Genomic DNA, 26,438 nt, shown 5'->3' with positions numbered 1-26,438 from the left:
TCTAACGATCGAAGCCTCAGGCACGAACCAAGGAGCACTGTCGATGAAAGGAGATCCCAAGATCATTGCCCACCTCAACAAGGTGCTGGCCAATGAGCTGATTGCCATCAACCAATACTTCCTGCATGCCCGTATCTACGATGACTGGGGCCTCAAGGCGCTCGGGCACAAGGAGTATCACGAGTCTATAGATGAGATGAAACACGCCGACGAGCTGGTCAAGCGCGTGCTGTTTCTGGAAGGGCTGCCCAATTTGCAGGATCTGGGCAAGCTGCGTATCGGTGAAACGGTGGAAGAGATGCTGCGCTGCGACCTGTCGCTGGAGATGGATGCCATCCCCGACCTCAAGGTAGCCATCGCCTATGCCGAGTCGGTGCAGGACTACATCAGCCGCGACCTGTTCCAGGAGATCCTGGAGGATGAGGAGGAGCACGTGGACTGGCTGGAGACCCAGCTCGATCTTATCGATCGCATCGGGCTGGAAAACTACCAGCAGTCGCAACTGCATCACGGCTCCTGAGCCAGCAGGCCAGCAAGCAAAGAGACCCGCCAGCGCGGGTCTCTTCATTTGAGCAGCCATGACCCGAAAACTTTTCGACAGGATCACAGTTAATACGCCCGACACAGCATCTGTCATGGCTTTCGATTAGGATACGGCTCTCTGCCAATAACAATGCTACGGACGATTTCCATGGAACAGATTGCACGCGAGATGGCGCCCCACAAGCGGGTGGCACTGGTGGCTCACGACAACATGAAGACCCCTCTGCTGAACTGGGTGATGCGCCGCAAGGAGGAACTCAAGCTCCACCACCTCTATGCAACCGGCACCACCGGCACCATGCTCGGCAAGCAGGCACAACTGCCCATCACCTGCCTCTTCTCCGGCCCCATGGGGGGCGACCAGCAGCTCGGCGCCCTGATCGCCGAAGGGAAGATCGATGTGCTGATCTTCTTCTGGGATCCCCTCAATGCGGTGCCCCACGATCCGGACGTGAAGGCGCTGCTGCGCCTCGCGGCAGTCTGGAACATCCCGGTAGCCACCAACGAAGCGACCGCCGACTTCATCATGGACAGCCCCCATATGCGCCAGGCGTTCAGCGTGCAGATCCCGGATTACGCCGGTTATCTGAAGGCTCGCACCGAGTGATCGGCTAACCCGTCATGCAAGAGGGCCGCAACAAGCGGCCCTCTTTAATTGGGAAAATGCATCAGCCAGGGAAACAAACCGGCGCCGGCTTATAGCGCGCGGGCGAGAATGCGTGCCACCCGATCCGGGTCGATATCCTGCTGCTCACCGAGCGCGGTGCGCCCCACCCGCTTGAGATTGGAGCAGACCGCCGGAATGCAACTTTCGCTGAGGCCATAATCGGCCAGCCGGGTACCCAGTCCCATCTTCTGGAAGAACTGCTCGGTGCGGATAATCGCCTCTTCGATGCGCAGGGCCTTGTCCTCGCGGGTCGAATGCCACACCCGCTCGGCAAACTGGGCCAGCTTGTCCTGCTTCTGGCTCGCCCGCTCACGGAGCAGCGAAGGGAGCACCACGGCCAGACTCTGGCCGTGATCCAGCCCGTAGAGCGCCGTCAGCTGATGGCCGATGGCGTGAGAGGCCCAATCCTGCGGCACCCCACAGCCGATAAGGCCGTTGAGCGCCAGACTGGCGGCCCACATCAGATTGGCCCGTACCTGATAGTTGGTAGGCTCCGCCAGCGCCCTGGGGCCGTTCTCCACCAGCACCTGCAGCAAACCTTCCGCCAGCCGATCCTGTACCTCGCCTCCCACCGGAAAGGTGAGGTACTGCTCGGCGATATGGACGAAGGCATCCACCACGCCATTGCCGGTCTGGCGCGGCGGCAGGCTGTAGGTGGTCGCCGGATCGAGCACCGCAAACTGCGGCTGCACCAGCGGGCTTCTGAAGGAGATCTTCACATCCCCCCGGCTCACCACCGAGGTGGGATTGCTCTCGGAGCCGGTGGCTGGCAGGGTCAGCACACAGCCCATCGGCAGCGCCTTGTGCACACTCGCCTGTTTACCGCAGATATCCCAGGGATCATCCCCCTCGTAGCAGGCGGCCGCCGCGACAAACTTGGTGCCATCCACTACCGAGCCGCCGCCGACGGCTAGCAGGAAGTCGATGCGCTCGCGCTTCACCTGCGCCACCGCCTCCATCAACAGCTCGAATCTGGGGTTGGCGCCGATGCCGGAGAACTCCTGCCACGTCACCCCTTCCAGCGCCCGGGTCAACTGCTCATAGACGCCGTTTTGCTTGATGCTGCCTCCGCCGTAGAGCACCAGTAGCCGGCTGCCGGGCGGGATCAGTTCGGGCAGGCTGGCGATCTGCCCCTCGCCGAAACAGATACGGGTCGGATTGGCATATTGGAAGTTGTACACGGCGGACTCCTCGACTGGCTCAATGCGCGGACATTGTGCGCCTGTGGGGAGGTGAGGTCAAAAGAGGTGGCAGGAGCTTGCCCATCGGCGGTCGACACTGGCCCATCGGTGCCGACCGGGTAGATCTCAGAACAGCGGCAGGATCAGGCAGTTTTGGCCTCATCTTTGGATGAGCTCTTCTTGCCGGTCAGGCGATCCATCGCCTCCTTGAGCATCGCCTCTCGCTGCTCGTTGAGCGGCTTGCTCTGCTCCGCCCGCTCTTCCGGCGTCAGCTTCTTGTTATCGGCGATGGTCTTGAGCTTCTCTTCGATCTCGTTGAACTTCTTGCGATCGAAACCGAGCGCCTTGTCCACCAGCTGCTGCACTACGCCCCCCTTGTCGGAGCTCATATCCAGCGCCGGTGGCAACTTGTTGTTCTTGGCCAGATGTTCGTAGGTCAGCACCTGCTGGGCCTGGCCGGTCATGCGCTGGGTGGAGAGGCTGACCATCTCCTCCCAGCCACCACCCTGACCGCCGCTACTGGCACTGTTGAGGGTGGCGAGGGCGCGGTTGTTGGATGCGCTCTGGGCAAGCTGCTGGCTGTAGGGTTTGATATCCATGGGGGCTCCAATTCGGTGCGCATCTGCGGCAATGGGCACAGGCTGATCCGGTCACATGGGGCGTCATGCCCCACCATTATCAATTAAACCAGCAAGTTACAGGCCAACTTGTCAGATAGTGCGAGATCCAGAGATATGGCGGATCTCACCACGCATCCCTCGCAAGCAGGCGTCAGAATCATGACTCATCTGCTGCCGGTTCACGCTGTTTTGGCACATTTTGCCGTCCACGCGCCACGATGCCAGAGAAAAGTCAGGAACAGCCGTTCGATCACAAAATAAACAACCACTCAGGAATACAATTTTGGCGCACATAACAACCAGCCAGCCGTGTCATGGATGATCTGTTCGTCAAACCAATAACAGGCAGACCAATCTGTCGTGCTCACTCCGCTGCCAGTTCGCAGTTGCAGCCTCCCCACACCTCATCCCCTCGTCTGACTCTCACTCACCTCAACCTTTCGGGCATAACTATGAAAAAACACACCTTGAGTCTTCTCTCCGCCACCCTGCTCACCCTGCTTGGCACCAGTGCCGACGCCTGTACCGGTCTTATCGTCGGCAAGGGGGCCAGTGCCGATGGCAGCGTGATGATCGCCAGAAACGAGGATTTTGGCGTCAACAACTGGAACAAGTACCTCGCCTTCCGGCCCGCGCAGCAGAACGAGGGCAAACTCTGGAAACTGGGCAACGGGCTGGAAGTGCCGATGCCCAAGGCGTTCTTAGCCTACTCCGCCATCCACGACTGGGATGCCACCACCAGCGACCCGGCAGGCAAATATTATGAAGAGCGCGGCATCAACGAGTTCAACGTCGCCATCTCGGCCACCACCAGTGCCGAGGTCAACGACAAGGCCCGGAAAGCCGATCCGCTGATCGAGAAGGGAGTGATTGAAGCCATCATCCCGACCCTGATCCTGCCGCAGGCCAAGACGGCCAAAGAGGGGGTCGAGCTGCTCGGCCGCTATGTGGAGCAATATGGCGCCGGTGAGGGCAATAGCCTCTATCTGGCAGATGTGAACGAGGCCTGGCTGATGGAGATCGGCTCCGGCCACCACTGGATTGCGGTGCGGGTGCCGGACGACAGCTACGCCATGGTGGCCAACGGCCTGCGCATCCACGGCGTCAATCTCGACAGCGCCGATGTGCTGCACTCGCCCAAGCTGCTGGAGTTCGTACGCGAACACAAACTGCTGGATAACGCCGACCCGAAAGAGTTCAACTTCGCCAAGGCGTTCGGGGTCATTGCCGATCCCTACAACGTGGATCGAGAGTGGCTCGGCCAAAAAATGCTGACTGCCAGCCACCCGCAGCCGACCCGGCAGGCGCAATATCCGCTCTTTATGAAGCCGGATGCCCCCATCGCCGTGCCGGACGTGGCCAGGGTGCTGAGCGCCACCTATGACGGTACGCCGCTCGCGGGCAAGGCGGAGCGGCCAATCCGCGTCGATCGCCAGCTGGAATCCCACGTCATCCAGCTGCGCAAGGAGATGCCCAAAGAGCTGCAGGGGCTCATCTGGCAGAGCTATGGCGTGCTGGCCGAATCTGTGATGGTGCCGCTCTACAACACCCTGGAAAACTATCCCCTGCCCTATCGCACCGGCAGCGACAGCTACTCCGATGATTCCGCCTACTGGCAGTTCCGCAGCCTGACCGCGCTGGCCAACACCGATCCGGACAAATACCAGCCGCTGCTGCGAAACGTCTGGAGTAAGGAGAGCAGCAAGCTCTACAAGGAGGTGGCGCTGCTCGACAAGAGCCTCAAGCAGGCCTACGCCAACGACAAGGCCACCGCCATCGGGCTGGCCGCCGACTACTCCTATGGCCAGTTGGAGCAGACCTATCAGATGGCCAAAGACCTGCGCTACAAGCTGATGACGGATCTGACCAAGAGCAGCGAGAAGGAGTATTCGCCGGAGGAGTTCAAGAAGATCATGAGCCTGTAATCGGCTCGCCAACGCAAAGAGGCTCCCAAGGGAGCCTCTTTTGTTTCAGCCAATGCAGCGATCAGCGACGGCTGATATTGAGCGGGCCGAAGGTCTGGGCCACCGGCATGATCTCGATGCTGTTGATGTTGACGTGGGCCGGTTGCTGGCTCACCCAGAGCACGGTATTGGCGATATCTTCCGGCTGGATCGCCTCCACCCCCTGATAGACGGAGGCCGCCTTGGCGTCGTCACCGTGGAAGCGCACGTTGGAGAACTCGGTGCCGCCGCACAGGCCCGGCTCCACGTTGGTGACGCGGATGGCGGTGCCCGCCAGATCGGCACGCAGGTTGAGGCTGAACTGCTTCACAAACGCCTTGGTGGCGCCGTAGACGTTGCCGCCCGGATAGGGGTAGGTACCGGCGATGGAGCCGATGTTGATGACATGCCCGCGATTGCGCGCCACCATGCCCGGCAGCAGCAAGCGGGTGAGCAGGGTCAGACCGCTGATGTTGGTGGCTATCATCTGCTCCCAATCTTCCAGATCCGCCTTATGAGCCGGCTCCAGCCCCAGCGCCAGACCGGCGTTGTTGACCAGCAGATCCACCTCGCTCCACTCGACTGGCAAAGCGGCGATGGCAACGCGGGTGGCCGCCTTGTCCTGCACGTCGAACGCCAGCGGCAGGAACTGCGCGTCCAGCTCGTCGGCCAGCGCGGCCAGCCGCTCGGCGCGGCGACCGGTGCCGATCACCTTGTAGCCCGCCTGCACCAGCTGGCGGCTGATGGACTCACCAAAACCGGACGAGGCGCCCGTTACCATTGCAATCATCTGAACCTCCATATCTACACCGATATTGTTATTTATCTGTTTGAATCTATTCAGATTCATTCATCGCTCAATTCACGTCCGGTCGCCTTGCGCCAGACAAATACCACCAGATGGAGCAGCAACAGGCCCGAGCCACCCAGCGCAAACAGCAGGGCGGTGAGGGCGTTGACCGAGGTGTCGGCACCGCACCACCACCAGACCAGCCAACCACTCAGGCCGATGACAAAGGTCTGGATGGCACAGACCGGGCAGCGCCCCAGCTTGGCCCTGATGGCGGTGGCAAGACAGTTGTCGCAGCTCATCCTGCTCCTCGATTCTGCTCGTGCAACATGATCAGTTGGCCTGCGCAGGCGGCTTGCGCGCCTGAGTGCGAGCCACTCTGCGCCGCTCACGCTCCTCGTCGCTCACCAGCGGCAGCACCAGCCGGTGGGCGTGCTGGTCGCGGCCATAGTAGTCCGCCAGCCGCTGCTGGGGACGAAATCCCAATCCCTGATAGAGCGCCAGCGCCTCTTCGTTGGCATCCGCCACTTCGAGGCGAATCGCCCCCCAGCCAGCGGCCTTGCCCTCGCGGATCACCTGCTCCAGCAGGCGGCGGGCCCAGCCCAGACGACGCACCGTCCAGCGGATGGCCAGCGCCTGAATGACCAGCCGATCCCAGCCTCTGTGCTCCAGCAGGCAGAGATAGCCCATCAGCTGATGTTTCTCGTCCAGCAGCAACAGGGTGCGCCCCTTGGCGTGGGCCAGCAGATAGTGCCAGCGGCTGCGGCCAAAGGCGACTTCGGGCGGAAAACAGTAGCGTTCCAGATTCACGATGGCGCCCAGATCATCGGTTCGGGCCGCACGTACGGTCAACACGGGGAGTCCTTGTTCGGTTATTTATCCTCAGCACCAAAAATGCGACTTGTATCACAAGTTACCAAGGCGTCATATTAGGCACTGTAACCTCTTGTTTCCCCTCGCGCCATTGTCGTGCTTGTCGGTGCATCGAAGCCCACTGGGGATCCTGCCTGTTCAGGCAGTCTGATCTGTGGAGCCGAAAATATGAGTACCTATGTCATCGTCGAAGAGCTGGGCGACTGGCCTTGCCATGCCGATTATCTGCTGACCGCCCGCACCTATCTGCAACATGGCGTGCCGACTACCGGCGGCCGACCCCGCATCATCAACCTCTGCCGCAATCTGGAACACCTTAGCGCAGGCTACTACTGCTCGCTGCTGGCCCAGGCACGCGGCCACCACTGTCTGCCGGGTCTGCAGGCCATCAGCCGACTGCAACCCCAGCAGCCACCGGCCAAGCTGTGGCGCAAGGCACAAGGGTGGCTGGCCCAGCAGAGCGAGGATCGGATCCGGGTACGTGCCATCTTCGGCCAGTGTGAACAGAACGAACTGGCGGGGCTGGCCCGCTACTACTACGGCCTGAGCCAGTTGCCGCTGCAGGAGCTGACCCTCAAGCGCGGCCGCCACGGCTGGTCGGTCCGCCAGCAGCAGAGCCTGTCGCCGCTGGAACTGAGCCAAAGCGAGAAGGAGCTGATGCTGCACCACGCCCAGGCGCTGGTGGGGACCGGTGACGAGGAGCAGGCGGCGCCGCTCTACCAGCTAGCCATTCTGGTGGATCCCGATGATGGCCGTGCCAGTAGTGACGGGCTGGCGCTGGAGCGCTTTATCAAGGCGGCTGCCGCCCAGGGGATCCGGGCCGAGATCCTGCCACCGTCGGCCATAGAGCGGCTGCCGGAGTTCGACACCCTCTGGCTGCGGGCCGAAACCGCGGTCGGTCACTACACCTTCGAGTTTGCCCACCGTGCCGAACAGCTGAAGATGCCGGTGATCGACAGCTCCCGCGCCATCCTCGCCTGCAGCAACAAACTCTATCTCTACGAGCTGATGGTGCGCAGCGGCGTGCCCATGCCGCCCACCATGGTGGTGACCCGTCGTGGCCGCCACCATGTGGACGAGCTGGTACAGCGGCTCGGCCTGCCGTTGATGGTGAAGGTGCCCGACGGGGCACAGGGACGGGATCTGGCCATGGCCAGCGACGAGCAACAGCTGGCCCGGCTGCTGGACGAGGGGCTGGGCCGCTCCGCCCTGCTGCTGGTGCAGAGCCGGATCCCCGCCGAGTTTGACTGGCGCATCGGCTTTCTCGACGGCTCGCCGCTGTTCGCCTGCCGCCGCTACCGGCCCGAACCCGGCAACCGCATTCGCCGCCGCAAGCACCCCCTCGACATGAGCCGCATCGAGGCGCTGCCGCTCAACGAGGTGCCGGAGCGGGTACTGCAGACCGCCCGCCGCGCAGTCCATCAGCTCGGCAATGGCCTCTACGGGCTCGATTTGCGCCAGCAAGGGCGCGACTGCGTGCTGCTGGAGATCGTCGATAACCCCTGGATCCGCGGCGATATCGAAGACATGGAGGCGCAGGATCTCTACGAACGACTGGCCCGCGCCTTTCGCCAGCGGCTGGAAAACAGGGGCCAGACCACCGCATAACCCGCCATGACTTTGTCGCCCACAATGACAGAGAGGGCCCCGCGATGGCGCCCTCTCTCATATCAACGCGTGCTGTGGCTGACTTATTGCAGACGCAGGAAACGCCCGCTCAAGGGCGGTATCTCCACCGTCACACTGCTGCCGCCGATGGCCAGACTCTCGCCGCTTTGCAGATCCACCAGCGCACTGCCACTGCGCAGCTTGCCTGTAGGCAGGTTGTAGCTGAGCGCCGTGGTGGAGAGGTTAAGCAGGTAAACTATCTGCTCCCCCGCCGTCTGCTTGATGTCACCATAGAGGCTGCCCTCGGCCACCAGTTTGACTCGCTCTCCCTGATAGAGAGCGGGGTGCGCGGCACGCATCGCCAGCAGCTGGGCGAGCCACTGCTTGAGCTCGGCCTGTTCGCTACCCGGCACAAAACCGGTGACAGCGGGCACCTTGCCGTCGCTGCGGGCCACATGATCGTCGCACAAGCCCTGCGCCGCACAGTCACCGCTGACCTTGGCAGCAAAGCCCGGCACCTCGTCGCCAAACTCCTCGCCATAGTAGAAGGTAATCGGGCCGGAGCGAGCCGCAATAAAGCTGAAGGCCGCCTTGTGGCGCTGCCAGTACTCGGTCGACTTGAAGTTGCCACGCTCCAGCAGATCACCGAAACGCACCAGATCGTGGTTGCCCAGCATCAGATTCGGCATTGCGTGATTCGGGTAGTTCTCCACCTTGTTCCAGCTGGCGTCAAGCACGCTGGCCCCCTGCCCGCCCTTGCCGGACTCCTCGACCGCCAGCGCCTGCACGATGCCGTAGCGCAACGGGAAGTCAAAGGCTGAAGAGAGCGCCGGATTGTCGCTGCTGCCGTAAGCCTGGGCGCGAATATCGTCAGCCCCCTTCCACACCTCGCCCACCATATAGCCAAGGGTGCCCCACTGCTGACCGGCTGCCTTGCGCGCTGCGCTGGCCTGCTCCACCTCGCTGCGAATGGCGCGCCAATCATCCAGCCCAAGCTGATAGGCTTGATCGAGGCGCCATCCGTCGATGCCGTACTGCTCGACCCAGTAGCGGGCTACCTCCTTGAAGTAAGCGAGGCTCTCCGGCTTGCTGTAATCCACCAGCTGGCCGGGATAACCCGCACCGCCGCTGGTGAGGGCTGGCTGACGCCCCTCTGGCGAGGGCTTGCTCACCCCCACCTTGTTGACATGGCCAAACACCCCGTCGAGGAAGACATAGAGGCCGCGCTGGTGCGCCCCGTCCACCAGCTGTTTGAGCTTGGCATTGCTGCCAAAGTTGGGATCCACGGTAAAAAAGTCGCAGGCGAAGTAGCCGGTGGCATCAAGCTTGTTATCGCCGCCTTGCCCCGCGCAGGAGTCGAACACCGGGGTGAGCCAGATGGCGTTGACGTTGAGACTCTTGATGTGGTCGAGACTGTCGATGATCCCCTGCAGATCGCCGTTGTGCTGGGAGGGGCCATAGCCGACGCCGTAGTTGGCACTGCCGTCACCATCGGCAAACGACTCCACCATTACCTGATAGATGCGCAGGTTGCAGGCGAGTTGATCGTCGCCATAGCAGGCACGACTGGCCGTGGAGACCGGAGGGTGAGTGACCGGCGGATTGACGACGGGGGGAGCGCTCTCCCCACCTGAACTACCGCTGCCGCCGCAAGCCGCAAGTAACAGGGCGGCCCCGAGCAGGCCGCCATAGCGTAACGTTCCCTGTTTCATTGTTATGTTCCCGCTGTGAGAGCAGGCGTCTGATACGCCTGTTTTTCACCATGATAGCGATGCTCACACAGCGGTGTCTGTGACTGAAAACGTTATCTGACTCAACTGGTTAGAGCACCCCTGCCGAGACAAAACGGTAGTTGAGCGAGAGCCAGTAGGAACGGCCCGGCTCGGGGATGCGGCCGCTCTGCTCATAGCCCAACCCCGCCTGACTGGCGTGCACCGACTTGGAGAGGTGCTCGTAGTAGAAGGTGTCGAACAGGTTGTCCACCCCGGCCGAAAGCTGCCACCCTTTGGCAAACTGCCAGGCGCCGCTCAGGTTCATGGTGAAGAAGCCCGGAGTCTCCCCCTGATCCTGACCCGCGACCGTGCCGGAACCGACGTCCACCCGATCCTGCGCCGCCACCGCGCGCCCCAGCAAGGTAAAGCTCAGCGCCTCGTCCGGCTGCCAGCCCAACGCCAGCTTGCCATCAAGCGGCGGCATCTGGGCCAGCGGCTTGTTGTCGCTCTGGTTTTCGCCATAGACCACCGCCAGACCACCATCGAGACGCCACTGCTCGGCAAACTGCCAGCGCCCCTCCAGCTCGCCACCCCGGGTCTGGGCATCGATATTGCGCGCCTTGTTCGACTTGCTGTTGTAGAGCAGGTAGTCCTTGATGTCGGCGCTAAAGAGGGAGAGGGTCAGGTCCAGCTCGCGACTGCGCAGGGCCAACCCAGCATCCCACTGGCGACTGCGCTCCGGGTTGAGGGTAAACGGGGTACTGTCCTTGCTGCGCTCCCAGTAGTCCGGCGCACGCTCTGCCTGCCCCCAGGCCAGATAACTGGACCAGCGGGGCGACCACTGGTACTCATAGCGACCGAAACCGCTGTCGAGGTGTTCGGTCTCACTGTAGAGAGTCTGATCCCCCGCACCATAGCGAGTTGTCTCGACCCTATCCTGCCGGTAACCCCCCTTGTAGCTGTGAGCCCCCTGCTGACGACCCAGTTCGGCGAAGCCGCCCTGCTGCTCGAAACGCAGGGTGCGCTGACGATCTTTGGTGGCATAGTCGACCCCACTCCGACTGCGATGCTGATCCCGGTTGCTGTCTAGCCCTGCGGTCAGCAGCCAGTCGGCAGGCAGGGCGATATCGTTGGCCCAGCGCCCGCCGGTATTGCGGCGATCCGGGTTGGAGAGCATCTTCATGCCGCTGTTTGGCCGCAGGCTGAAGTTGTCCATGATGTGGTCTATGTAGTTGTCCCACAGGGTCAGCTCGCTGCGCTGCCAGTGAGTGGTGACCTGCTCCTGCTTGAGCTTCAGCCCGAAGGATTCGCGATCAAACATGGGGCCATCCATGGTGCGGTCCGCATAGGCGGCGCGGGCGTTGCTGCGCTCGGCGGTCAGTTCCAGCCAGGTGTGCTCCCCCGGCGTCCAGCCCAGCTGGGCGGTGCCGTTCTCGCGGCGATAGAAAGATCGCACCTTGTTACCGTGACCATCGCGGTAATCGTCGCTATCGGAGTGGGTGAACTGACCGCGCAGATAGCCGTCGGTCGAGCCCGCCGTCATATCCACCATCTGATCATCACGGCCAAAGCTGCCATAGAGGGCCGAGGCATCGGCCTTGAGGCCCGGTGCGGTGAACTCGGGCCTGTCCCGCTCGAACAGTACGGTTCCCGCCAGGGTGGCACCCTGCTCGAGGGATTGCGGCCCCTTCAGCACCCGGATCCGGTCAAAGGATTGGGGGAACACATAGGCGGTGGGCGGGTCCATCCGGCCGCCACACCCACCGGCCAGCATGCCGCCATCCATCTGCACGTTGAGGCGGGACATCCCCATCCCCCGCAGCACGGGATCGCCACCGAGCCCCCCTTTGCGCACCATGCTCATGCCGGTGACATTCTTCAGATAACCGGCGCCGTCGGCAGCGGGCATGGGGGAACCGGGCTTCTTGGGATCCAGTGTCACTTCAAGTGTGCTAGCGGGGCGGGTTGCCACCACCACCATAGGATCCAGCTGTTGAACCGATTCCTGACCGGCAGCGCCGTGACAGGCGAGCCCACCAACCAGCAGGGCAAGGGGTGTGCGCATATGACAAGCCATACATTTTCCTTATGTATTTGTTTGTTTTGTTATTTTCATTCAACCAACCAAACCTTTCAGCAAGGGAAAGGTTTGCCATCTGGCCGCAAAAAAGGCCTGCGGCGCGAAAGCGGCAAGCCTCTGTCAGATGAAGCGAAGGCAAGTTGGCAAAATGTTGCGCAGGTTTTACCCAAATTGGGTAAGGAAGGCAAACGCTCAAACATTCCCGTTACAGGAATCTTGGGATGGCTCACAAAAACAGGGGGTTAGCTGAAGGCTTCCCGCTCGTCGATGGGCTTGATCAGGTGATAGACCTCGTGGGCCGACAGGATGCAGCCGGCGGGCCACTCCAGCTGGTGGTGGCGATTGATGAAGACCCGGGCGCAGCGCCGCTCCGAATCCAGCGCCGCAAACAGCGGCTGGGTGCGCCAGGGGGTCAGATCCAGCGCCCCCGTGGTACCGTCCGAGAGCACCACGAACAGGCTCCACCCTTGCAAATATTCCACATCGATAAAGACCGGCATCCCTTCGGCTCCGATTGAGAAAATTCGCGGCAATTATAAACACCAGCGCTCCATCCATACACGCTGTGGCTCACATTTTACCCAGCAGATTATGCTGTGCTCATTAGTGGCGCGACATCACATTTTTAGATGATAAATGTGTTAATGCCGACTTTTAACAAACTTGAATGCAACCTTAACCAATTCGATCTGTCATAACCTCACAACAACTAAAAAAACGTCTGTGGACAGACGTTTACAGTCTCATTCAGGAACAAACATGACAGATCTAAAACAGCGACTCGGCCCGTTCTGGCCCTTCGCCGTCTTCTGCGCGCTCGCGCTTTTTTCTCTCTCTTTCAGCCGAATCGCCCTCGGTCTCTGGCAACTGGAACGGGTGGATGCCGTGGCCGGTTGGCAGGAGATGCTGCTGCAAGGGATCCGGGTCGACTTTGCGACCCTCTGCTGGGTCTGGGGTGTCCCCGCCATGCTCACTCTGCTGCTGGCAGGCCCCCATGCCATCGGCCGGGGCTGGCTGCAACTGATGCGCGTCTGGCTGACCGTCGGACTCTGGCTGATGCTGTTCCTCGAGATCTCCACCCCCTCGTTTGTCACCGAATATGGCGTGCGTCCCAACCGTCTCTATGTGGAGTACCTCATCTATCCGAAAGAGGTGTTCGCCATGCTGTGGGCGGGGCGCAAAGCCGAGCTGCTGCTGGCGTTACTCTTCAGTGGCGCCGTGCTGACCGGCGGTTGGTGGCTGAGCGGCCGTCTGGTGCATGGCCTCAGCTTCCCCCGCTGGTATCTGCGTCCGGCCTTCGCCCTGCTCATTCTGGCCATAGGTTTTCTCGGTGCCCGCTCCAGTCTCGGCCACCGCGCCCTGAACCCGGCCATGGTCGCCTTTGCCGAGGATCCGCTGGTCAACTCGCTCACCGTCAACTCCGCCTACTCCCTCTTCTTTGCCATCAAACAGATGGGCGCCGAGGAGGATGCCGGCCAGTTTTACGGCGAGATGACCCCTCAGAAGGTGCTCGAAGTCATGCGCAAGGAGAGTGGCCGTCCGGCCAGTGATTTCAACTCAGATCTGCTGCCCAGCCAGACCTTCAACCAGGCGAGCTTCCAGGGTAAACCGAAGAATCTGGTGATCCTGCTGCAGGAGAGCCTGGGCGCCCAGTTTGTCGGCTCCCTCGACGGCCTGCCGCTTACCCCCAACATCGACGCCCTGTCGCAGCAGGGCTGGGCCTTCGAGCAGCTCTACGCCACCGGCACCCGCTCGGTGCGCGGTATCGAGGCGGTACTGACCGGCTTCACGCCGACCCCGGCACAGGCGGTGGTCAAACTCGGCAAGAGCCAGACCAACTTCTTCACCATCGCCGATCTGCTCAAACAGCGGGGTTACGACACCAGCTTTATTTATGGCGGCGAGAGTCACTTCGACAACATGCGCAGCTTCTTCCTCGGCAACGGCTTCACCACCATCGTCGAACAGAAGGATTTCGACAATCCGGTGTTCAAAGGCTCCTGGGGCGCCTCCGATGAGGATCTGATGGCCAAGGCCGACGAGACCTTCAAAGCACTGCACAAGGAGGGTAAACCTTTCTTCAGTCTGGTGTTCAGCTCCAGCAACCACGATCCGTTCGAATTCCCGGACAACCGCATCGAACTCTTCGAGCAGCCCAAGCAGACCCGCAACAACGCGGCCAAGTATGCGGATTACGCCATCGGCGAGTTCTTCAAAAAGGCGAAACAGTCCGAATACTGGAAGGACACCCTGTTCCTGGTCATCGCCGATCACGACAGCCGGGTCGGTGGCGCCAGTCTGGTGCCCATTCCCCGCTTCCATATTCCGGGGGTTATCGTGGGCGATGGCATAGTGCCGAGAAAGGATTCGCGTATCGTCAGCCAGATCGACATGGCGCCTACCCTGCTCTCCCTGATGGGGATCAGTGCCGACTACCCCATGCTCGGCAAGGATCTGACCCGTATGCCCGCCGACTGGCCGGGGCGCGCCATCATGCAGTACGACAAGAACTTCGCCCTGATGCGCGGCAAGGATGTGGTGATCCTGCAACCGGAACGGGCGGCAGAGGGCTATGTCTACGACAATGCCAGCGAGAAGCTGACTCTGGCGGCGCAGCCGGACGCCTTGAAGGAGGATGCCCTCGGTCTTGCCCTGTGGGGCAGCATGGCCTATCAGAAGAGTCTCTATCAGACGGCCAAGGATGAACGCACCGCAGCCAATTGAGCCACCCGAGCAAATTCAATCGATAGCAGAATGGAAAAAACCGCCAGCTGGCGGTTTTTTCCATCTATCCATACCGTCGGCCCACAGGCCGTTATGGCTGGGGAAAGCAGGGCAGGGAGCGGCTGAACTTGTGCTCGAATACCAGCGAGGTTTCGAGGTGCACCACCTCCTCGCGGGAGGTGAAGTGATCAAAGACAAAGTTGCGCAGGTGCTCGGTGTCGGAGACACAGAGGTGCACCAGAAAATCATCCTTGCCCCCCATGTGGAACAGGCTGATCACTTCGGGCAGCGCCAGAATGGCATCGCGGAAAGCATCGATGATCTGGCGGCTGTGGCGGGCCAGTTGCAGGGAGACCATGGCCTGAATGTGGCCACCGAGGGCCTGATAATCCACTTCGCAGTGCGCTCCCTTGAGCACGCCATCCTGCTGCAGCTTGCGCACCCGCTCCAGACAGGTGGAGGGGGCAACACCGACCAGCGCGGCCAGATCCTTGTTGGTCATGCCCGCATCCCGAAACAGATGGGCCAAGATATCCAAATCCAGTTGATCCAGGTTTCTCATCTTAACTCCTTGAACCGCTCAATTTTTTAGACTCTGCCCGTAAACCGGGGCAAACACAACGGCCATTGACATCCCCCCTGCCCCGCCTATCCTTGGCGCCATTCACCGGCCGCAGCCCTGCGGCCACCACGCGAGGATCCGCCATGCACCCGTATCACCCCTTCTGGAGCCTTGAGGTTCCCCGTGTCGACGGTCAGCTGCTGCTGACCCCCTGCCCCGGCACCCAGCAGGTGCCGCTGACCCTGGCGCTCGATCAACTGCGGTTGGCCGGTGCCCACGGGGTGGTGACCCTGATGACAAGCGCCGAGTTGATCCGACTCGAACTGGCGCAGCTCGGCCAACAGGTCGAGCACGAAGGGATGCGCTGGCTCCACCTGCCCATCGAGGATGATCTGGCCCCCGATGCAGCCTTCGAGGCCGCCTGGCAACAGGCGCTGCCGCAGCTGCGCGAGCTGCTGGGGGATGGCAAACATCTGGTCATCCACTGCAAAGGGGGCAGCGGTCGTACCGGTCTGGTCGCCGCAGCGCTGCTGATGACCCTCGGCCAGCCACAGCAAGAAGCGATGGCCGCCATCAAGGCCCACAGACCCAAGGCGTTTACCCTGGCCTGCCACCGCCAATGGCTCGACAGGCTGGCCCAGCGGCTGGAGCTGGGCGACTGACTACTTGCCCCCTTGGTCATAGGTGAAGACCTTGCCGATATCCTCCACCCGATAGCTGGTGAGCTGATAGACGTAGTAGTTGAGCCAGTTGGCAAACAGCAGATGACCATGGCTGCGCCAGCTGGCGCGCGGGGTCTTGCCCGGATCGTTATTCGGGTAGTAGTTGACCGGAATAGCCGGGTCAAGGCCCGCCGCCAGATCCCGTTGGTACTCCCCATCGAGAGTCAGGGCGTCGTACTCCGGATGCCCGGTGACAAACACCTGACGACAATCCTTGGTCGCCGCCAGATAAACCCCCGCCTCTTCTGACTCGGCAAAAATCTGCAGATCGGTGTGGGCGCGGATCAAATCGCCATCAAACGCCGCATAGCGGGAGTGGGGCGCGACAAACTCGTCATCGAAACCACGCAGCAGCGGTTCGTGCTCATCGAGGCGATGATGATGATACACACCGGAGAGCTTCTCGCCACGGGTCTGCTTCTCCATGCCGTAGAGTGCCTTGAGCGCCGCCTGCACCGCCCAGCAGAGGAACAGGGTGGAGGTAACATGCTGATGGGACCACTCGATGATCTCGACGATACGCGGCCAATAGACCACCTCCTCGAACTCCACCAGCCCGAGCGGCGCCCCCGTGATGATCATGCCGTCGTAGTTGTTGCCACGCACCTGCTCGAAGTCGTGATAGAAGTTCTCGAGATGGGCCTGCGGCGTGTTCTTTGACTCCCTGTCATCAATGCGCAGCAGATCCACATCCACCTGCAGCGGCGAGTTGGAGAGCATCCGCATCAGCTGGATCTCGGTCTCAATCTTCTTGGGCATCAAATTGAGGATCAGTACCCGCAGCGGGCGGATGTTCTGGGTGACGGCCCGGGATTCCGTCATCACGAAGATGTTCTCCTGCCCCAACACTTCGGCTGCGGGCAACTGATCCGGGATCTTGATCGGCATGCTTACTCCCTGTACTGCATCGGTAAATATGTCTGGACATCCAGAAGCCTATAATAAAGCTCCCACCCTGTCATCAGATACCTTTTGTATTCACTCTCGCCTTTGACTAGCATACGGCTCAGTATCTCCCCTGCATCCAAGATAATGACCGGTATCAAGATTTCCGTAGATCGACTGCAAGTCGGCAACTATGTCTCCCTGCCACTGGGGTGGCGCGAACACCCCTTCCTGTTTTCCAGCTTCAAGATCAAGAATGAAGAGGAGATCGAGCTCATTCGCCGACTCGGTCTGAAACTGGTCACCATCATTCCCGACAAGAGCGACGTTCCGCCCAAGCCCCTCAATCAGGTACAGCCTCAACCACAAGAGAGCGCAGACGCCGCCCAGCGCCAGGCTCAGATGCAGCAGGAGAAGGACCGCCGCATCGAGCAGTTGCAGCAGTATCGTCGCAACCTGCAGCAGTGCGAGAAACAGTTTCAGCAGTCGCTGGCCCAGGTGCGCAGCGTGATGAGCAAGCTCCAGTCCCGCCCCCTCAATGCCATCGGCGAGGCGCAGGAGCTGGTCAACGCCATGACAGAACAGCTGCTCTCGGTGGACGAGATGGTGCTCCATCTGGTCTCCGACAGCGAGGATGGCAACAACCTCTACTTCCACTCCCTCAACGTCAGCGTACTCAGCATGCTGCTGGCCAAGGAGTGCAACATGTCGGCCGACCAGATCCGCCATATCGGTATGGGGGCGCTGTTCCACGACATCGGCAAACTGAAGATCCCGAGCCAGATCCTGCGCAAGACCGAGCCGCTCACCAGGCCGGAGCAGAACCTGATGGCCCAGCACCCGCGCTACGGGCTGGATCTGCTCAATCTGGCCAAGGATTTCCCGTCGGAAGCGAAGGGGATAGTGCTGCACCACCACGAATATCTCGATGGCAGCGGGCCGGAAGGGCTCAAGGGTGGCCAGCTCGATCAGCTCACCCAGATGGTGTCTCTGATCAACGAGTACGATAACCTCTGCCACATGCAGGCCAAGGTGCCTTACTCGGCCCTGAGCGGCCTCTACAAGCAGCGCAAGGCCCAGTTCAATCCGGAGTACCTCAGCATGCTGATCCGGTTGATGGGGATCTATCCCCCCGGCAGCGTGGTGCAACTCTCCAACGGTCAGGTGGGGCTGGTAATGTCGGTCAACGCTTCCCGCCTGCTCTACCCCTCGGTGCTGGTCTACGATCCGCGCATTCCCCGTCAGGAAGCCGCCATCATCGACCTGCAGCAAGCCGAACTGTCGATCGCCAAGGTGATCCACCCCAAACGGCTGCCGCCCGCCGTGTTCGAGTATCTCAATCCGCGTACCCGGATCAGCTACTACTTCGAGCACAACAAAGCCTGATTGTGTTGGCCAGAGGCCAACCGTTGTCACCCGTTTCACCCAAGGAGCCCGCCATGCGTATCGAGATCATCAGTACCGGAGACGAAATAGTAACGGGTCTGGTGGTGGATACCAACGCGGCCTGGCTCAGCGCTCTGCTGCTGGAGCAGGGCTGGCAGGTGCGCCGTCGCCTGACGGTGGGGGACAACCTCGCCGACCTGAAAACGGTGCTGCAAGAGAGTGCCAGCCGCGCAGAGGTGGTGCTGGTGTGTGGCGGGCTCGGGCCCACCGCCGACGACCTCACCGCTCAGGCGGCAGCCGAGGCCTTTGACCAGCCGCTCACCCTCTTCCCCGACTGGCTCGCTACCATCGAAGCGCGCTACGCCAGCCGTGGCCGCCCCATGGCACAAAGCAATGCCAAACAGGCCTGGTTGCCACAGGGGTGCGAGATCCTCGACAACCCGGTCGGCACCGCCTGCGGCTTTGTGGTGCGAAGTGGCCAGAGCCAGCTCTTCTTCACCCCGGGCGTGCCGTTCGAGTTCAAGCAGATGGTGCGCGAGCAAATTCTGCCGCGCCTCAAACAGCTGGCCGGGGCACAGATCGATACCGAGCTGCGTCGCTTTTACACCTTCGGCGTCTCGGAGTCGGCCCTCAGCGATATGCTGGATGGCGCCCCCTGGCCGATGGGTATCGAGCTGGGTTACCGATCCTCCATGCCCCTTATCGAGCTGAAACTGATCGGCCACGGCGCCAGTGCCGCTGATATGGAGAGTGCCGAGCGCCGACTGCTGGATACGGTCCGCCCCTGGCTGGTTGGCTACGGAGATACGGAACCGGCGCAGCAGATCCTCGCGCTGCTGCAAGGCAGGCCGCTGTCTCTGCTGGAGGGAGAGAGTGGCGGCGCCCTGCTGGCGCTTTGTCACGGCCATCCCCGGCTGGAGGCCAACTTCAGTACACAACTGGCCGATGAGCTGGCGCAATTGCCGACCGCCGATGCGGGCCTGCAACTGACCATAGGGCGAGAGGGGCCAGAGGGAGTGCCACTGCTGCTCAGCGCCGATGGCATGCACATCGGTCAGACAGTCAAGGTCAGCCACCCCGACCCGGAGAGCCGCCGCAAGATCCTCGCCTTTGCCGCCCTCGACATGCTGCGCCGCCACCTGTTGGACGAGCCGGTACTCGGCAAGTACCTCACGCTGGACAGAACGACACAACGCGGCGGTTAACCACAATCCCTCACCCGGCCAGTGCAGGCCATGCCGCTGGCTGATATATCCGGTCACTCTCCGGCATCCCTCTTGGCGTCATCACCGAACAGAACGCCATTTATACGACCACGATTTATCCGTCTCTTGTCACCGATCCGACCTCAATTCATTGACCATTCAGAAGAAATATCTGAATACTGCCCACTCTCAGGGTTGGCGACTCGCTTTATTCATCACAGAGAGATTAAATGACAGTAGAGGGGAAAACCGAGCCCCCCTCTCCCCACCAGGCAAGGAGATGCGGTGTTAAGCAAAGAGTGGCTGCTGCTATCAAGCGATATGGAACTGGTCTGCCTGCGGATTGCCGCCGGTCTCACCAAACCTGTCACGGAACAGGATGTGCAGGCTCTGCTGCTCGCTTCCAACTGTCGCCGCTATCAGCCGCTGCCCGAGGGGATCAAACAGGCCATCAGCCTGCTCAATACCCTGTTGAGCAATCCCGTAGCCCCCGCACCTACCAGCCCCATACCGATTGGCAAGCGCCAGGATGCCAGACTTGCCATGATGGTGGAGAAAGATCGAATGAGTGCCATCGCCCAGATCACCGCAGACTGGGGTGGCAAGTACATCACGCTGGAACAACTGCAAGAGGCAATCGGCCAGAGCGAGATCAAACTGGGGGTGAGTGACGCCCTGCTCACCGCCGCCATCCAGTCCGCCAAGGAGGCATCCCCCGGCACCCTGCTCAAGCTGGTCATCGCTCGTGGTCAACCTGCACAAAATGGTGAGGACACCCGTTACGAGCGGCTGGTGGAGACTCCGGCCGAACGGATCCTCAAACCACAGGAACTGGATCATGGCAAAGTCGACCTGCGGGATCTCGGCTCCATCGTCACCGTCAAAGCCGGGGCGCCTTTGATGCGACGTCATCCGGCCACCCAGGGAGTGCCCGGCTTTACCGTGACAGGCCAGGAGCTGCCCGCCAAGAATGGCAAGGACAGCCCGATGAGCGCTGGCGAGGGCACCTTTATCTCCCCCGACGATCCCGATCTGTTGATCGCCGGTCGGGCAGGCCTGCCCTGTCAGGAGAAAGCGGGCATGAAGGTGGATGAAGTGCTCACCGTCAAACAGGTAGATGTTCGCCACGGCCACATTACCTTTGAAGGGGGATTAATCGTCAATGGCGACGTCAATCCAGGCATGAAGGTGCGGGTCAGCGGCGATATCGTCATCGGTGGATTTATTGAAGGGGGCGTGATCGAGGCCGGCGGCAGCATCACGGTTCGCCACGGCATCATAGGACGCCGCAACGAGCAAGGGGAGTACCTCTGTCAGCTCAATGCGCAGGGGGAGATCCACGCCAGCTACGCCCAGTATGCGCAACTTGAAGCCGGGGGCGACATCCAGATCCAGAGTCAGCTCAGCCACTGTTATAGCCGCAGCGGGCAGGATATCAAGGTGGGTGACAGCAGCATGCGCAAAGGCACCCTGCTGGGTGGCACCAGCATAGCCAACCGTCTCATCATGGCCCCCAGCCTGGGGGCCGAGGCCGCCAACCATACCCGGTTGCAGATCCTCGGTGGCTATTTCACCCACAAGGAGCAGGAGACCCAGCTGAAGGTTCGTCAGCAGGAGTGCCAGGCTCAACTCGACAAGATCAAGGCGCTGGTGATGAAGCTGCTGCAACTGCCCGGCGATAAACGCAATCCGGATACCCTGCGCAAACTCAAACCAATCCGGGATCACCAGTTGGCAGAGCTGACCCTCATCCACGAACAGATCACGACAAACCATGAAGAGATGCAGAGCTTGATGGCACAAATGGAGGTGATCGCCACCCAGCATCTGTTCTCCGGCATCGAGGTCGAGATGGCCTGCTTCAAACGCAAAGTCACCATCACCCGAGGCCCTACCCGCCTGACTATTCACGACGAGCAGCTGGAGATGACCCCTTACGAGGGGCACAGCTAGTTGAACCATCCGCATCGACCGTGATCCCGCCGTCGATTTTCGCTACACTCGCCACTTCCTTGGCCCCACCGGGCGGGCCAGCCAGACTCAGGTAGTGAGAGATGTACAAGCTGATCGCATTGGATATGGATGGCACCCTGCTCAACCCGCAGGGCCAGATTACTCCCCGCACCCACGCCGCCATCAGTGCCGCGCGCGCCAAAGGGGTAACCGTAGTGCTGGCCTCCGGCCGGCCGCTGGAAGGGATGAGCCGCTATCTGGAAGAGCTCGGCCTCACCACAGAGCATGACTATGTCATCTGCTACAACGGCGCTCTGGTACAGCAGGTTGCCGATCAGCGCATCATCCGCAGCCAGCTGCTGACCGGCAGTGACGCCAGCGCCGTCGCCAAACTGGCTGATGAGCTGGAAGTGAACGTCCACGGTTTCTCGGTCACCCGTGGACTGATCAGCCCCCGTGTCAGTACCTACACCGAGCACGAATCTCGCCTGATCGGCATGCCGATCAATCTGATCGACTTCGCCACCCTGCCTGCCGACGAGCAGATCATGAAGGTGATGATGATCGACGAGCCGCCCCGGCTCTCCCGGGCCATCGAGCGACTGCCTGCAGAGCTCTATGAGCGCTATACCGTGGTACAGAGTGCCCCCTTCTTCCTCGAGTTCATGAACAAGCAGAGCAACAAGGGAACCGGCATCGCCGCGCTGGCCGAGCACCTGGGCCTAACCGCCGATCAGGTGATCTGCGTCGGGGATGCGGGCAACGATCGCCACATGATCGAGTACGCAGGCCTCGGAGTTGCGATGGGCAATGCCACCAACGAGATCAAGGTTCTCGCCCAGCACACCACAGCCCGCAACGATGAAGATGGTGTGGCTCAGGTGATCGAGCAGTTCGTACTGAACGCCTGATCGCAATCGAGCGTCGCTGTGTCCAATAAGGAAATAAAAACGGGGAGGCTGTCAGCCTCCCCGTTTTTTTCTGGTCAGTTATCTGCGTGATGAGCGTTAATTCGCTCGCATCACTGGTTCGCCAGACACTGGGTATGGGAGCCCGGTTGCAGGTAAGGCGTGAGCAGGGGAGCCATTCCCTTGAGCACCTGCACCGGCAGCGCCGAGGTGAAGCGGAACTTGTCAGACTGGCTACCCGGTACATAGGCGGTCAGGGTACCGAAGTGATCCTCACCCAGATAGAAGACGAAGGTCGCGGTACGGTTGCGCGCCAGCGAGCTGGTCACGTTGCCATAACGACCGACAGTTTCGATGCGGTTATCCCCGGTCCCGGTCTTGCCCCCCATTTGCAACACAGTGCCATCCGGCAGGGTAAAAGCTCCGGCGATACGTCTTGCCGTGCCCCCTTCAACCACCTTGGAGAGCGCACTGCGCAAGGCGGCCGCCACCTCTGCCGGCATCACCCGGGTTCCCTCGGTGTGCTGCGGCTCAAACTCGGTCTCGAAGGGCGTCCCCTTGGCGAACGAGAGGTGTTCGATACGCAAAGTTGGCGAGCGGATACCGCCATTCTGGATAATCCCCATCAGCTCGGCCAGTGCTGCCGGGCGGTCGCCGGAGCTACCCAACGCGGTCGCCAGCGAAGGCACCAGATGGTCGAACGGATAACCGAGCTTGGCCCAGCGCTGATGGATATCGAGGAAGGCTTCAACCTCCAGCATGGTGCGGATCCGGCTGTCACGAGCACTGCGATGGCGAGTCTTGAACAGCCAGCTGTAGACCTCCTGCCGCTCGTCACGACTGGCCGCCACCGCGTCGGCAAAGGTGGCCTTGTCGAACTCCTTGAGATAGGCCAGCAGCCACAGCTCCAGCGGGTGAACCCGGGCGATGTAGCCCTGATCCGGAAGTGAATACTTGCCCGGGCCATAGCTGACGTAGAGCTGATTGACCCGCTTGGCGCTCAACTTCTCCCGCGGCAACCGCTCCGCCAGGAAGGCAGCAAATGCAGCTTCACTGGCTTCCGGCATCAGGTAGCGGTGAACCGCCGCCAGACGTACCGCACTCGGCTTTAGACCGTCGAGGAAGGTATCGAGTTGCTCCTCGGGAGTCTTGCCGCGATATTTGCGCCAGAAGCGCAGCAGATAGGTCTGGCCCTCTTTGTCGGCAAATTTGGCCAGATACTCCTGACGACGGGGATCCTTGTCGTCCTTCAGCAACTGGGCACGGTTGCCCTCCTTGTAGAGGCTGTAGCGCACGATATCCCGCATCAGCCGTACAAAGGGCAAGTTAATCGACTCACGCAAAGAGTCACGCAACGTCGGAATGCGATTGTTATCCTCGCGGCGGAAGTTGTTGAAGGTGTGCATGCCGCCACCGGTAAAGAACCCTTCGTTGGGGCTGGCGGAGTATTTGCGATCCAGCGCCGCTTCCAGCATCACAGGCAGGCTCTTGTCCTGAGCCGTCATCAGATAGGAGATGGCCCAACGGCTGAGGTTGTCCTGAGAGACGGCAGCCAGCTTGCGCAGATTCTCGACCGGCATCCCGGCATAGTTGTCGTGCAGCTCGGCCACGATCTCCAGATAGGTAGTCAGTACCCGCAACTTGGCGGTTGAGCCCAACTCCAGCTTGGAGCCTTCGTTGATATCGAACGGCTGATCGGTGTTGTCGGTCTGTACCCGCACCTTGAACCCATCCGGCGACTTCTCGAACAGGGTGAAGCTGTAGCGCACATCGCCGGTCTTCTCCGGCGAGAGCAGGCGCTCACCAAACAGTCCCACCTGAGCGGCAAACGTCGGGTCGGCCAGCTGTTGCAGATAACGGGAGATTTCGTTCTGCAGCGGCATGTTGAGGCTGGTATCGGCGGTCAGATCCATCCGGTCAAGGTCATAGAGCTGCACCCCGAGCTGACGGCTCAGGCGAGTACGGGCAACCTGCAACCCCTTGTTATTGTTCACCCGGGTGATAGCCGGGGACTGCAGGAAGTCCCGGAACGTAATCTTGGCCTTGAGCGCCGCCTCCATCAGAGGTGGCGTGATCATCCCCTCCTGCACAAACAGGCGCAGGTAGCTGTCGGTCAGGGTAGCCAGCGCCTCTCGCCCCTGAGCCAGATAGTAAGAGGGACGGCGGTGCGCAATCATCAAAGAGACAACCTGACGCAGGGCAAGTCCCTGTTCGGCCAGCGGTGCGTTCTGGTTGCGGGCGGGGTCCAGCAGACGGTTCACGTCATCGACATTGGCACCAAACCAGACCCAGAGACCATCCCCCAAACCATGCACCTCACCATATCCCGGCGCAGCCGAGAGCGGTACCGAGTTGAGGTAGGCCCAGGCGACCAGCTTGCGCGCTTCGAGGGTTTCCGGCCCGAGACGATAGGCACGCACGCTGGCAGAGGCCATCTGACGGATCTTCTCGGTCGGCGACAGGGTCAGGCCATCCGGCGAGTGGCGATACTTCTCCACCTGGGTCGCCAGGGTACTGCCACCGGCAGATTGATCCTGCATATCGAGCGCCTTGCCCACTTGAGAGAGCGCGGCCTTGGCAAAACGGGGCCAGTCGACCGCCGGGTTGGCCAACGGCTCTTCGTTGCTCAGCAAGTCGCGGTTCTCGATAAACAGCAGCGACTGGATGACGAGCGGCGGAATTGAGTCAAAATCCGGATAGTGATGGGTCGGATACTTGAATTGATAGAAAGGTTCTGCGCGGCAATCGTGCAACGTCAGGCCAGCCTGCACCTTCTCGGTATAGGGCACGAAGAAGCCACGACTGGCGTAGTCATAGAGCGCGTCGGAGAAATGCACCTGCTTGCTGACTTCATAGCCCCGCTGAAGCAAACGCTCCTGCATCATCGGCAGTTGCACATAGCCGAGCCGCTTGTCGAACGGGCCATCCTCAGGGAATGCGATCTGCTTGCTCTGGCCAGGCTCGACCTGATAGGTGAGCTTGGCGGCATAACGGGATATCTCCTGAGATTGCAGCTTCGAGGTTTTCATCTCATAGCCAACCAGAGCGATCACCGCCCCCAGGCACAATAAAAAGAGAAAACAGAACAGCCAACGCCACCAGGGACGGCGCTTGCGCTTTGGGTTCCCGTCCGAGGTCTGGACAGATGAATCTTGAGATGCCACTTGTGTCAAATCCGTCTGTTCTGATGCGCCCATATCAGCCCCACCATGGTTGCGCAATTTATTGTGTTTCACTCAAGCTTAGTCTTTTCAAGTCAATGGCTTGAAACTATTGACCGCTTTGTAGTGATGGTAACAGGGCAATTCTAAAAAGGGGAGCCGATTGTTGCAGGAGTGGCAGAGATCAGAGCTGATAACAAAACACCGGCCAGTGGCCGGTGTCTTTTAAGCAAAAGCTGAACGCTTACTTGTGAGAGCTCATGCCCTTCAGTTTGGTGCTCAGCTCTTTACGCTCTTTGGAAAGCTCGGCGTTCTTGATGATGTGGTCATCCACGCGCTCTTCATAGTCGGCACGCATGTTGGCGATGATCGCCTGCACATCATCAATACTCATGCCCGGCTTGATGTAGTCGCTCAGGTTGTCGAGCAGCAGCACGCGCTTCTGGTTGTCACGGATCTTTTTCTCGTTATCCGCAATTTCACGCTTGAGTTTGTTCTGGCGACGGGACATACGCACATATTCCAGTACATCGCTGAAGGTGGACTTGTTTACTTGTTCCATATCGATACCACTGACTTAAGGTTGATAAAAACTGGCCAAGTTACACCTGGAACCCGGCAAACTCGGCGCGGGACAGGCAAACTCAAGATGCCCTTACTCTACCGAGTTATAAGCGAGATACAACCCTAATCGCGCGCCATGAACAGAGTTTGGCCAAAAGTAAACCAGTTAAAATAGCCAGTAATCCATCAGATAAGGGCTTGATATAGATAGAAAATGGAGGAAATGACAGGGCTTTAGTTCTCTTCCTGCAGATAAATGCTAATACAGGCTGTTTAACACGCTAAAAACATCAAAACCCAGTCGTCAGACTGGGCTTTGTGTTGGTTCTGGTGTGCAAACCAGTGGGACTT

Annotated in this window: 23 protein-coding genes; 11 read left to right on the top strand and 12 right to left on the bottom strand. The window is 60.6% G+C overall.

What is annotated here, in order from left to right:
* Positions 1-43: 43 nt before the first annotated feature.
* Positions 44-520, top strand: coding sequence for a bacterioferritin (gene bfr, locus G5380_RS18480; protein WP_005354959.1), 477 nt, complete (start codon positions 44-46; stop codon positions 518-520).
* 171 nt (positions 521-691) lie between these two features.
* Complete coding sequence (locus G5380_RS18475) at positions 692-1,150, top strand: methylglyoxal synthase (RefSeq protein ID WP_005354960.1); 459 nt, start codon at positions 692-694, stop codon at positions 1,148-1,150.
* 89 nt (positions 1,151-1,239) lie between these two features.
* Here G5380_RS18475 and G5380_RS18470 read toward each other — a convergent pair whose 3' ends face one another.
* Together G5380_RS18470 and G5380_RS18465 are read right to left on the bottom strand one after the other, a co-directional pair.
* Complete coding sequence (locus tag G5380_RS18470; protein ID WP_181269305.1) at positions 1,240-2,391, bottom strand: iron-containing alcohol dehydrogenase; 1,152 nt, start codon at positions 2,389-2,391, stop codon at positions 1,240-1,242.
* Positions 2,392-2,534: 143 nt separating this feature from the next.
* On the bottom strand, positions 2,535-2,990 hold the full coding sequence (locus G5380_RS18465; RefSeq protein ID WP_019446593.1) for a hypothetical protein: 456 nt from the start codon (positions 2,988-2,990) through the stop codon (positions 2,535-2,537).
* Between the two features lie 473 nt (positions 2,991-3,463).
* Between G5380_RS18465 and G5380_RS18460 the strand changes: the two genes are divergently transcribed.
* A complete protein-coding gene (locus G5380_RS18460; RefSeq protein ID WP_421352994.1) occupies positions 3,464-4,936 on the top strand; it encodes a C69 family dipeptidase in 1,473 nt (490 codons plus the stop codon).
* 61 nt (positions 4,937-4,997) lie between these two features.
* On the opposite strand, the gene G5380_RS18455 is transcribed toward G5380_RS18460, so the two are convergent.
* From G5380_RS18455 to G5380_RS18445, 3 genes are read right to left on the bottom strand one after another with little or no spacing between them, the layout of a single operon-like run.
* The gene (locus tag G5380_RS18455; protein WP_376899560.1) at positions 4,998-5,744 is read right to left on the bottom strand and encodes an SDR family oxidoreductase; all 747 of its coding nucleotides are present in this window, start codon (positions 5,742-5,744) and stop codon (positions 4,998-5,000) included.
* Between the two features lie 56 nt (positions 5,745-5,800).
* The gene (locus G5380_RS18450) at positions 5,801-6,046 is read right to left on the bottom strand and encodes a DUF3624 family protein (RefSeq protein ID WP_376899558.1); all 246 of its coding nucleotides are present in this window, start codon (positions 6,044-6,046) and stop codon (positions 5,801-5,803) included.
* A 31-nt stretch (positions 6,047-6,077) separates the two neighbouring features.
* Entirely contained in the window at positions 6,078-6,599 is a 522-nt protein-coding gene (locus G5380_RS18445) for a GNAT family N-acetyltransferase (RefSeq protein ID WP_368157408.1), read from the bottom strand.
* 186 nt (positions 6,600-6,785) lie between these two features.
* On the opposite strand from G5380_RS18445, the gene G5380_RS18440 reads away from it, so the two are divergent.
* Complete coding sequence (locus G5380_RS18440) at positions 6,786-8,225, top strand: RimK family protein (RefSeq protein ID WP_376899556.1); 1,440 nt, start codon at positions 6,786-6,788, stop codon at positions 8,223-8,225.
* Positions 8,226-8,308: 83 nt separating this feature from the next.
* On the opposite strand, the gene G5380_RS18435 is transcribed toward G5380_RS18440, so the two are convergent.
* On the bottom strand, positions 8,309-9,937 hold the full coding sequence (locus tag G5380_RS18435; RefSeq protein WP_421208989.1) for an alpha-amylase family glycosyl hydrolase: 1,629 nt from the start codon (positions 9,935-9,937) through the stop codon (positions 8,309-8,311).
* A 109-nt stretch (positions 9,938-10,046) separates the two neighbouring features.
* A complete protein-coding gene (locus G5380_RS18430; RefSeq protein WP_421352993.1) occupies positions 10,047-12,014 on the bottom strand; it encodes a TonB-dependent copper receptor in 1,968 nt (655 codons plus the stop codon).
* Between G5380_RS18430 and G5380_RS18425 the strand changes: the two genes are divergently transcribed.
* Complete coding sequence (locus G5380_RS18425; RefSeq protein ID WP_421352992.1) at positions 12,003-12,263, top strand: hypothetical protein; 261 nt, start codon at positions 12,003-12,005, stop codon at positions 12,261-12,263. The two genes, G5380_RS18430 and G5380_RS18425, sit on opposite strands and share 12 nt — an antisense overlap.
* Here the strand turns inward: G5380_RS18425 and G5380_RS18420 are convergent.
* A complete protein-coding gene (locus tag G5380_RS18420) occupies positions 12,260-12,517 on the bottom strand; it encodes a DUF2442 domain-containing protein (protein WP_011704466.1) in 258 nt (85 codons plus the stop codon). The genes G5380_RS18425 and G5380_RS18420 overlap by 4 nt on opposite strands.
* A 259-nt stretch (positions 12,518-12,776) precedes the next feature.
* On the opposite strand from G5380_RS18420, the gene G5380_RS18415 reads away from it, so the two are divergent.
* Entirely contained in the window at positions 12,777-14,741 is a 1,965-nt protein-coding gene (locus G5380_RS18415) for an LTA synthase family protein (RefSeq protein ID WP_421352991.1), read from the top strand.
* Between the two features lie 91 nt (positions 14,742-14,832).
* Here G5380_RS18415 and G5380_RS18410 read toward each other — a convergent pair whose 3' ends face one another.
* Positions 14,833-15,303, bottom strand: coding sequence for an Lrp/AsnC family transcriptional regulator (locus tag G5380_RS18410; protein WP_005336001.1), 471 nt, complete (start codon positions 15,301-15,303; stop codon positions 14,833-14,835).
* Between the two features lie 143 nt (positions 15,304-15,446).
* Here G5380_RS18410 and G5380_RS18405 point away from each other — a divergent pair, with 143 nt between their 5' ends.
* Positions 15,447-15,965, top strand: coding sequence for a cyclin-dependent kinase inhibitor 3 family protein (locus G5380_RS18405; protein WP_421352990.1), 519 nt, complete (start codon positions 15,447-15,449; stop codon positions 15,963-15,965).
* Here G5380_RS18405 and metA read toward each other — a convergent pair whose 3' ends face one another.
* Positions 15,966-16,913 (bottom strand): homoserine O-acetyltransferase MetA, encoded by a 948-nt coding sequence (gene metA, locus G5380_RS18400; protein ID WP_227341866.1) that lies wholly within the window; start codon positions 16,911-16,913, stop codon positions 15,966-15,968. It lies immediately after the preceding gene.
* Between the two features lie 144 nt (positions 16,914-17,057).
* Here metA and G5380_RS18395 point away from each other — a divergent pair, with 144 nt between their 5' ends.
* The 4 genes from G5380_RS18395 (at position 17,058) to yidA (ending at position 22,365) form a co-directional block, all read left to right on the top strand.
* Positions 17,058-18,296: an HD-GYP domain-containing protein gene (locus tag G5380_RS18395; RefSeq protein ID WP_201937853.1), complete on the top strand. Its 1,239-nt coding sequence runs from the start codon at positions 17,058-17,060 to the stop codon at positions 18,294-18,296.
* Between the two features lie 53 nt (positions 18,297-18,349).
* Positions 18,350-19,501, top strand: a complete 1,152-nt coding sequence (locus G5380_RS18390) for a competence/damage-inducible protein A (RefSeq protein ID WP_421352989.1) — start codon at positions 18,350-18,352, stop codon at positions 19,499-19,501.
* Positions 19,502-19,786: 285 nt separating this feature from the next.
* Complete coding sequence (locus G5380_RS18385; RefSeq protein ID WP_421352988.1) at positions 19,787-21,454, top strand: DUF342 domain-containing protein; 1,668 nt, start codon at positions 19,787-19,789, stop codon at positions 21,452-21,454.
* Between the two features lie 101 nt (positions 21,455-21,555).
* Complete coding sequence (gene yidA / locus G5380_RS18380) at positions 21,556-22,365, top strand: sugar-phosphatase (RefSeq protein ID WP_421352987.1); 810 nt, start codon at positions 21,556-21,558, stop codon at positions 22,363-22,365.
* Positions 22,366-22,475: 110 nt separating this feature from the next.
* Here yidA and G5380_RS18375 read toward each other — a convergent pair whose 3' ends face one another.
* On the bottom strand, positions 22,476-25,559 hold the full coding sequence (locus tag G5380_RS18375; protein WP_309508295.1) for a transglycosylase domain-containing protein: 3,084 nt from the start codon (positions 25,557-25,559) through the stop codon (positions 22,476-22,478).
* A gap of 208 nt (positions 25,560-25,767) precedes the next feature.
* Positions 25,768-26,085, bottom strand: a complete 318-nt coding sequence (tmaR, locus tag G5380_RS18370; protein WP_005336024.1) for a PTS system regulator TmaR — start codon at positions 26,083-26,085, stop codon at positions 25,768-25,770.
* Between the last annotated feature and the right edge of the window lie 353 nt (positions 26,086-26,438).

Source organism: Aeromonas sp. 604443 (assembly GCF_049170315.1).
Taxonomy (GTDB): Bacteria; Pseudomonadota; Gammaproteobacteria; order Enterobacterales; family Aeromonadaceae; genus Aeromonas; species Aeromonas veronii_A.
This window is presented reverse-complemented; position numbering and strand designations above follow the sequence as displayed.

Excerpts from the sequence above, each read along its gene's own strand:
- bfr (WP_005354959.1), top strand. The coding sequence starts at position 44 with ATGAAAGGAGATCCCAAGATCATTGCCCACCTCAACAAGGTGCTGGCC.
- G5380_RS18475 (WP_005354960.1), top strand. The coding sequence starts at position 692 with ATGGAACAGATTGCACGCGAGATGGCGCCCCACAAGCGGGTGGCACTG.
- G5380_RS18465 (WP_019446593.1), bottom strand. The coding sequence starts at position 2,990 with ATGGATATCAAACCCTACAGCCAGCAGCTTGCCCAGAGCGCATCCAAC.
- G5380_RS18460 (WP_421352994.1), top strand. The coding sequence starts at position 3,464 with ATGAAAAAACACACCTTGAGTCTTCTCTCCGCCACCCTGCTCACCCTG.
- G5380_RS18455 (WP_376899560.1), bottom strand. The coding sequence starts at position 5,744 with ATGATTGCAATGGTAACGGGCGCCTCGTCCGGTTTTGGTGAGTCCATC.
- G5380_RS18450 (WP_376899558.1), bottom strand. The coding sequence starts at position 6,046 with ATGAGCTGCGACAACTGTCTTGCCACCGCCATCAGGGCCAAGCTGGGG.
- G5380_RS18440 (WP_376899556.1), top strand. The coding sequence starts at position 6,786 with ATGAGTACCTATGTCATCGTCGAAGAGCTGGGCGACTGGCCTTGCCAT.
- G5380_RS18435 (WP_421208989.1), bottom strand. The coding sequence starts at position 9,937 with ATGAAACAGGGAACGTTACGCTATGGCGGCCTGCTCGGGGCCGCCCTG.
- G5380_RS18425 (WP_421352992.1), top strand. The coding sequence starts at position 12,003 with ATGACAAGCCATACATTTTCCTTATGTATTTGTTTGTTTTGTTATTTT.
- G5380_RS18430 (WP_421352993.1), bottom strand. The coding sequence starts at position 12,014 with ATGGCTTGTCATATGCGCACACCCCTTGCCCTGCTGGTTGGTGGGCTC.
- G5380_RS18420 (WP_011704466.1), bottom strand. The coding sequence starts at position 12,517 with ATGCCGGTCTTTATCGATGTGGAATATTTGCAAGGGTGGAGCCTGTTC.
- G5380_RS18415 (WP_421352991.1), top strand. The coding sequence starts at position 12,777 with ATGACAGATCTAAAACAGCGACTCGGCCCGTTCTGGCCCTTCGCCGTC.
- G5380_RS18410 (WP_005336001.1), bottom strand. The coding sequence starts at position 15,303 with ATGAGAAACCTGGATCAACTGGATTTGGATATCTTGGCCCATCTGTTT.
- G5380_RS18405 (WP_421352990.1), top strand. The coding sequence starts at position 15,447 with ATGCACCCGTATCACCCCTTCTGGAGCCTTGAGGTTCCCCGTGTCGAC.
- metA (WP_227341866.1), bottom strand. The coding sequence starts at position 16,913 with ATGCCGATCAAGATCCCGGATCAGTTGCCCGCAGCCGAAGTGTTGGGG.
- G5380_RS18395 (WP_201937853.1), top strand. The coding sequence starts at position 17,058 with ATGACCGGTATCAAGATTTCCGTAGATCGACTGCAAGTCGGCAACTAT.
- G5380_RS18390 (WP_421352989.1), top strand. The coding sequence starts at position 18,350 with ATGCGTATCGAGATCATCAGTACCGGAGACGAAATAGTAACGGGTCTG.
- yidA (WP_421352987.1), top strand. The coding sequence starts at position 21,556 with ATGTACAAGCTGATCGCATTGGATATGGATGGCACCCTGCTCAACCCG.
- G5380_RS18375 (WP_309508295.1), bottom strand. The coding sequence starts at position 25,559 with ATGGGCGCATCAGAACAGACGGATTTGACACAAGTGGCATCTCAAGAT.
- tmaR (WP_005336024.1), bottom strand. The coding sequence starts at position 26,085 with ATGGAACAAGTAAACAAGTCCACCTTCAGCGATGTACTGGAATATGTG.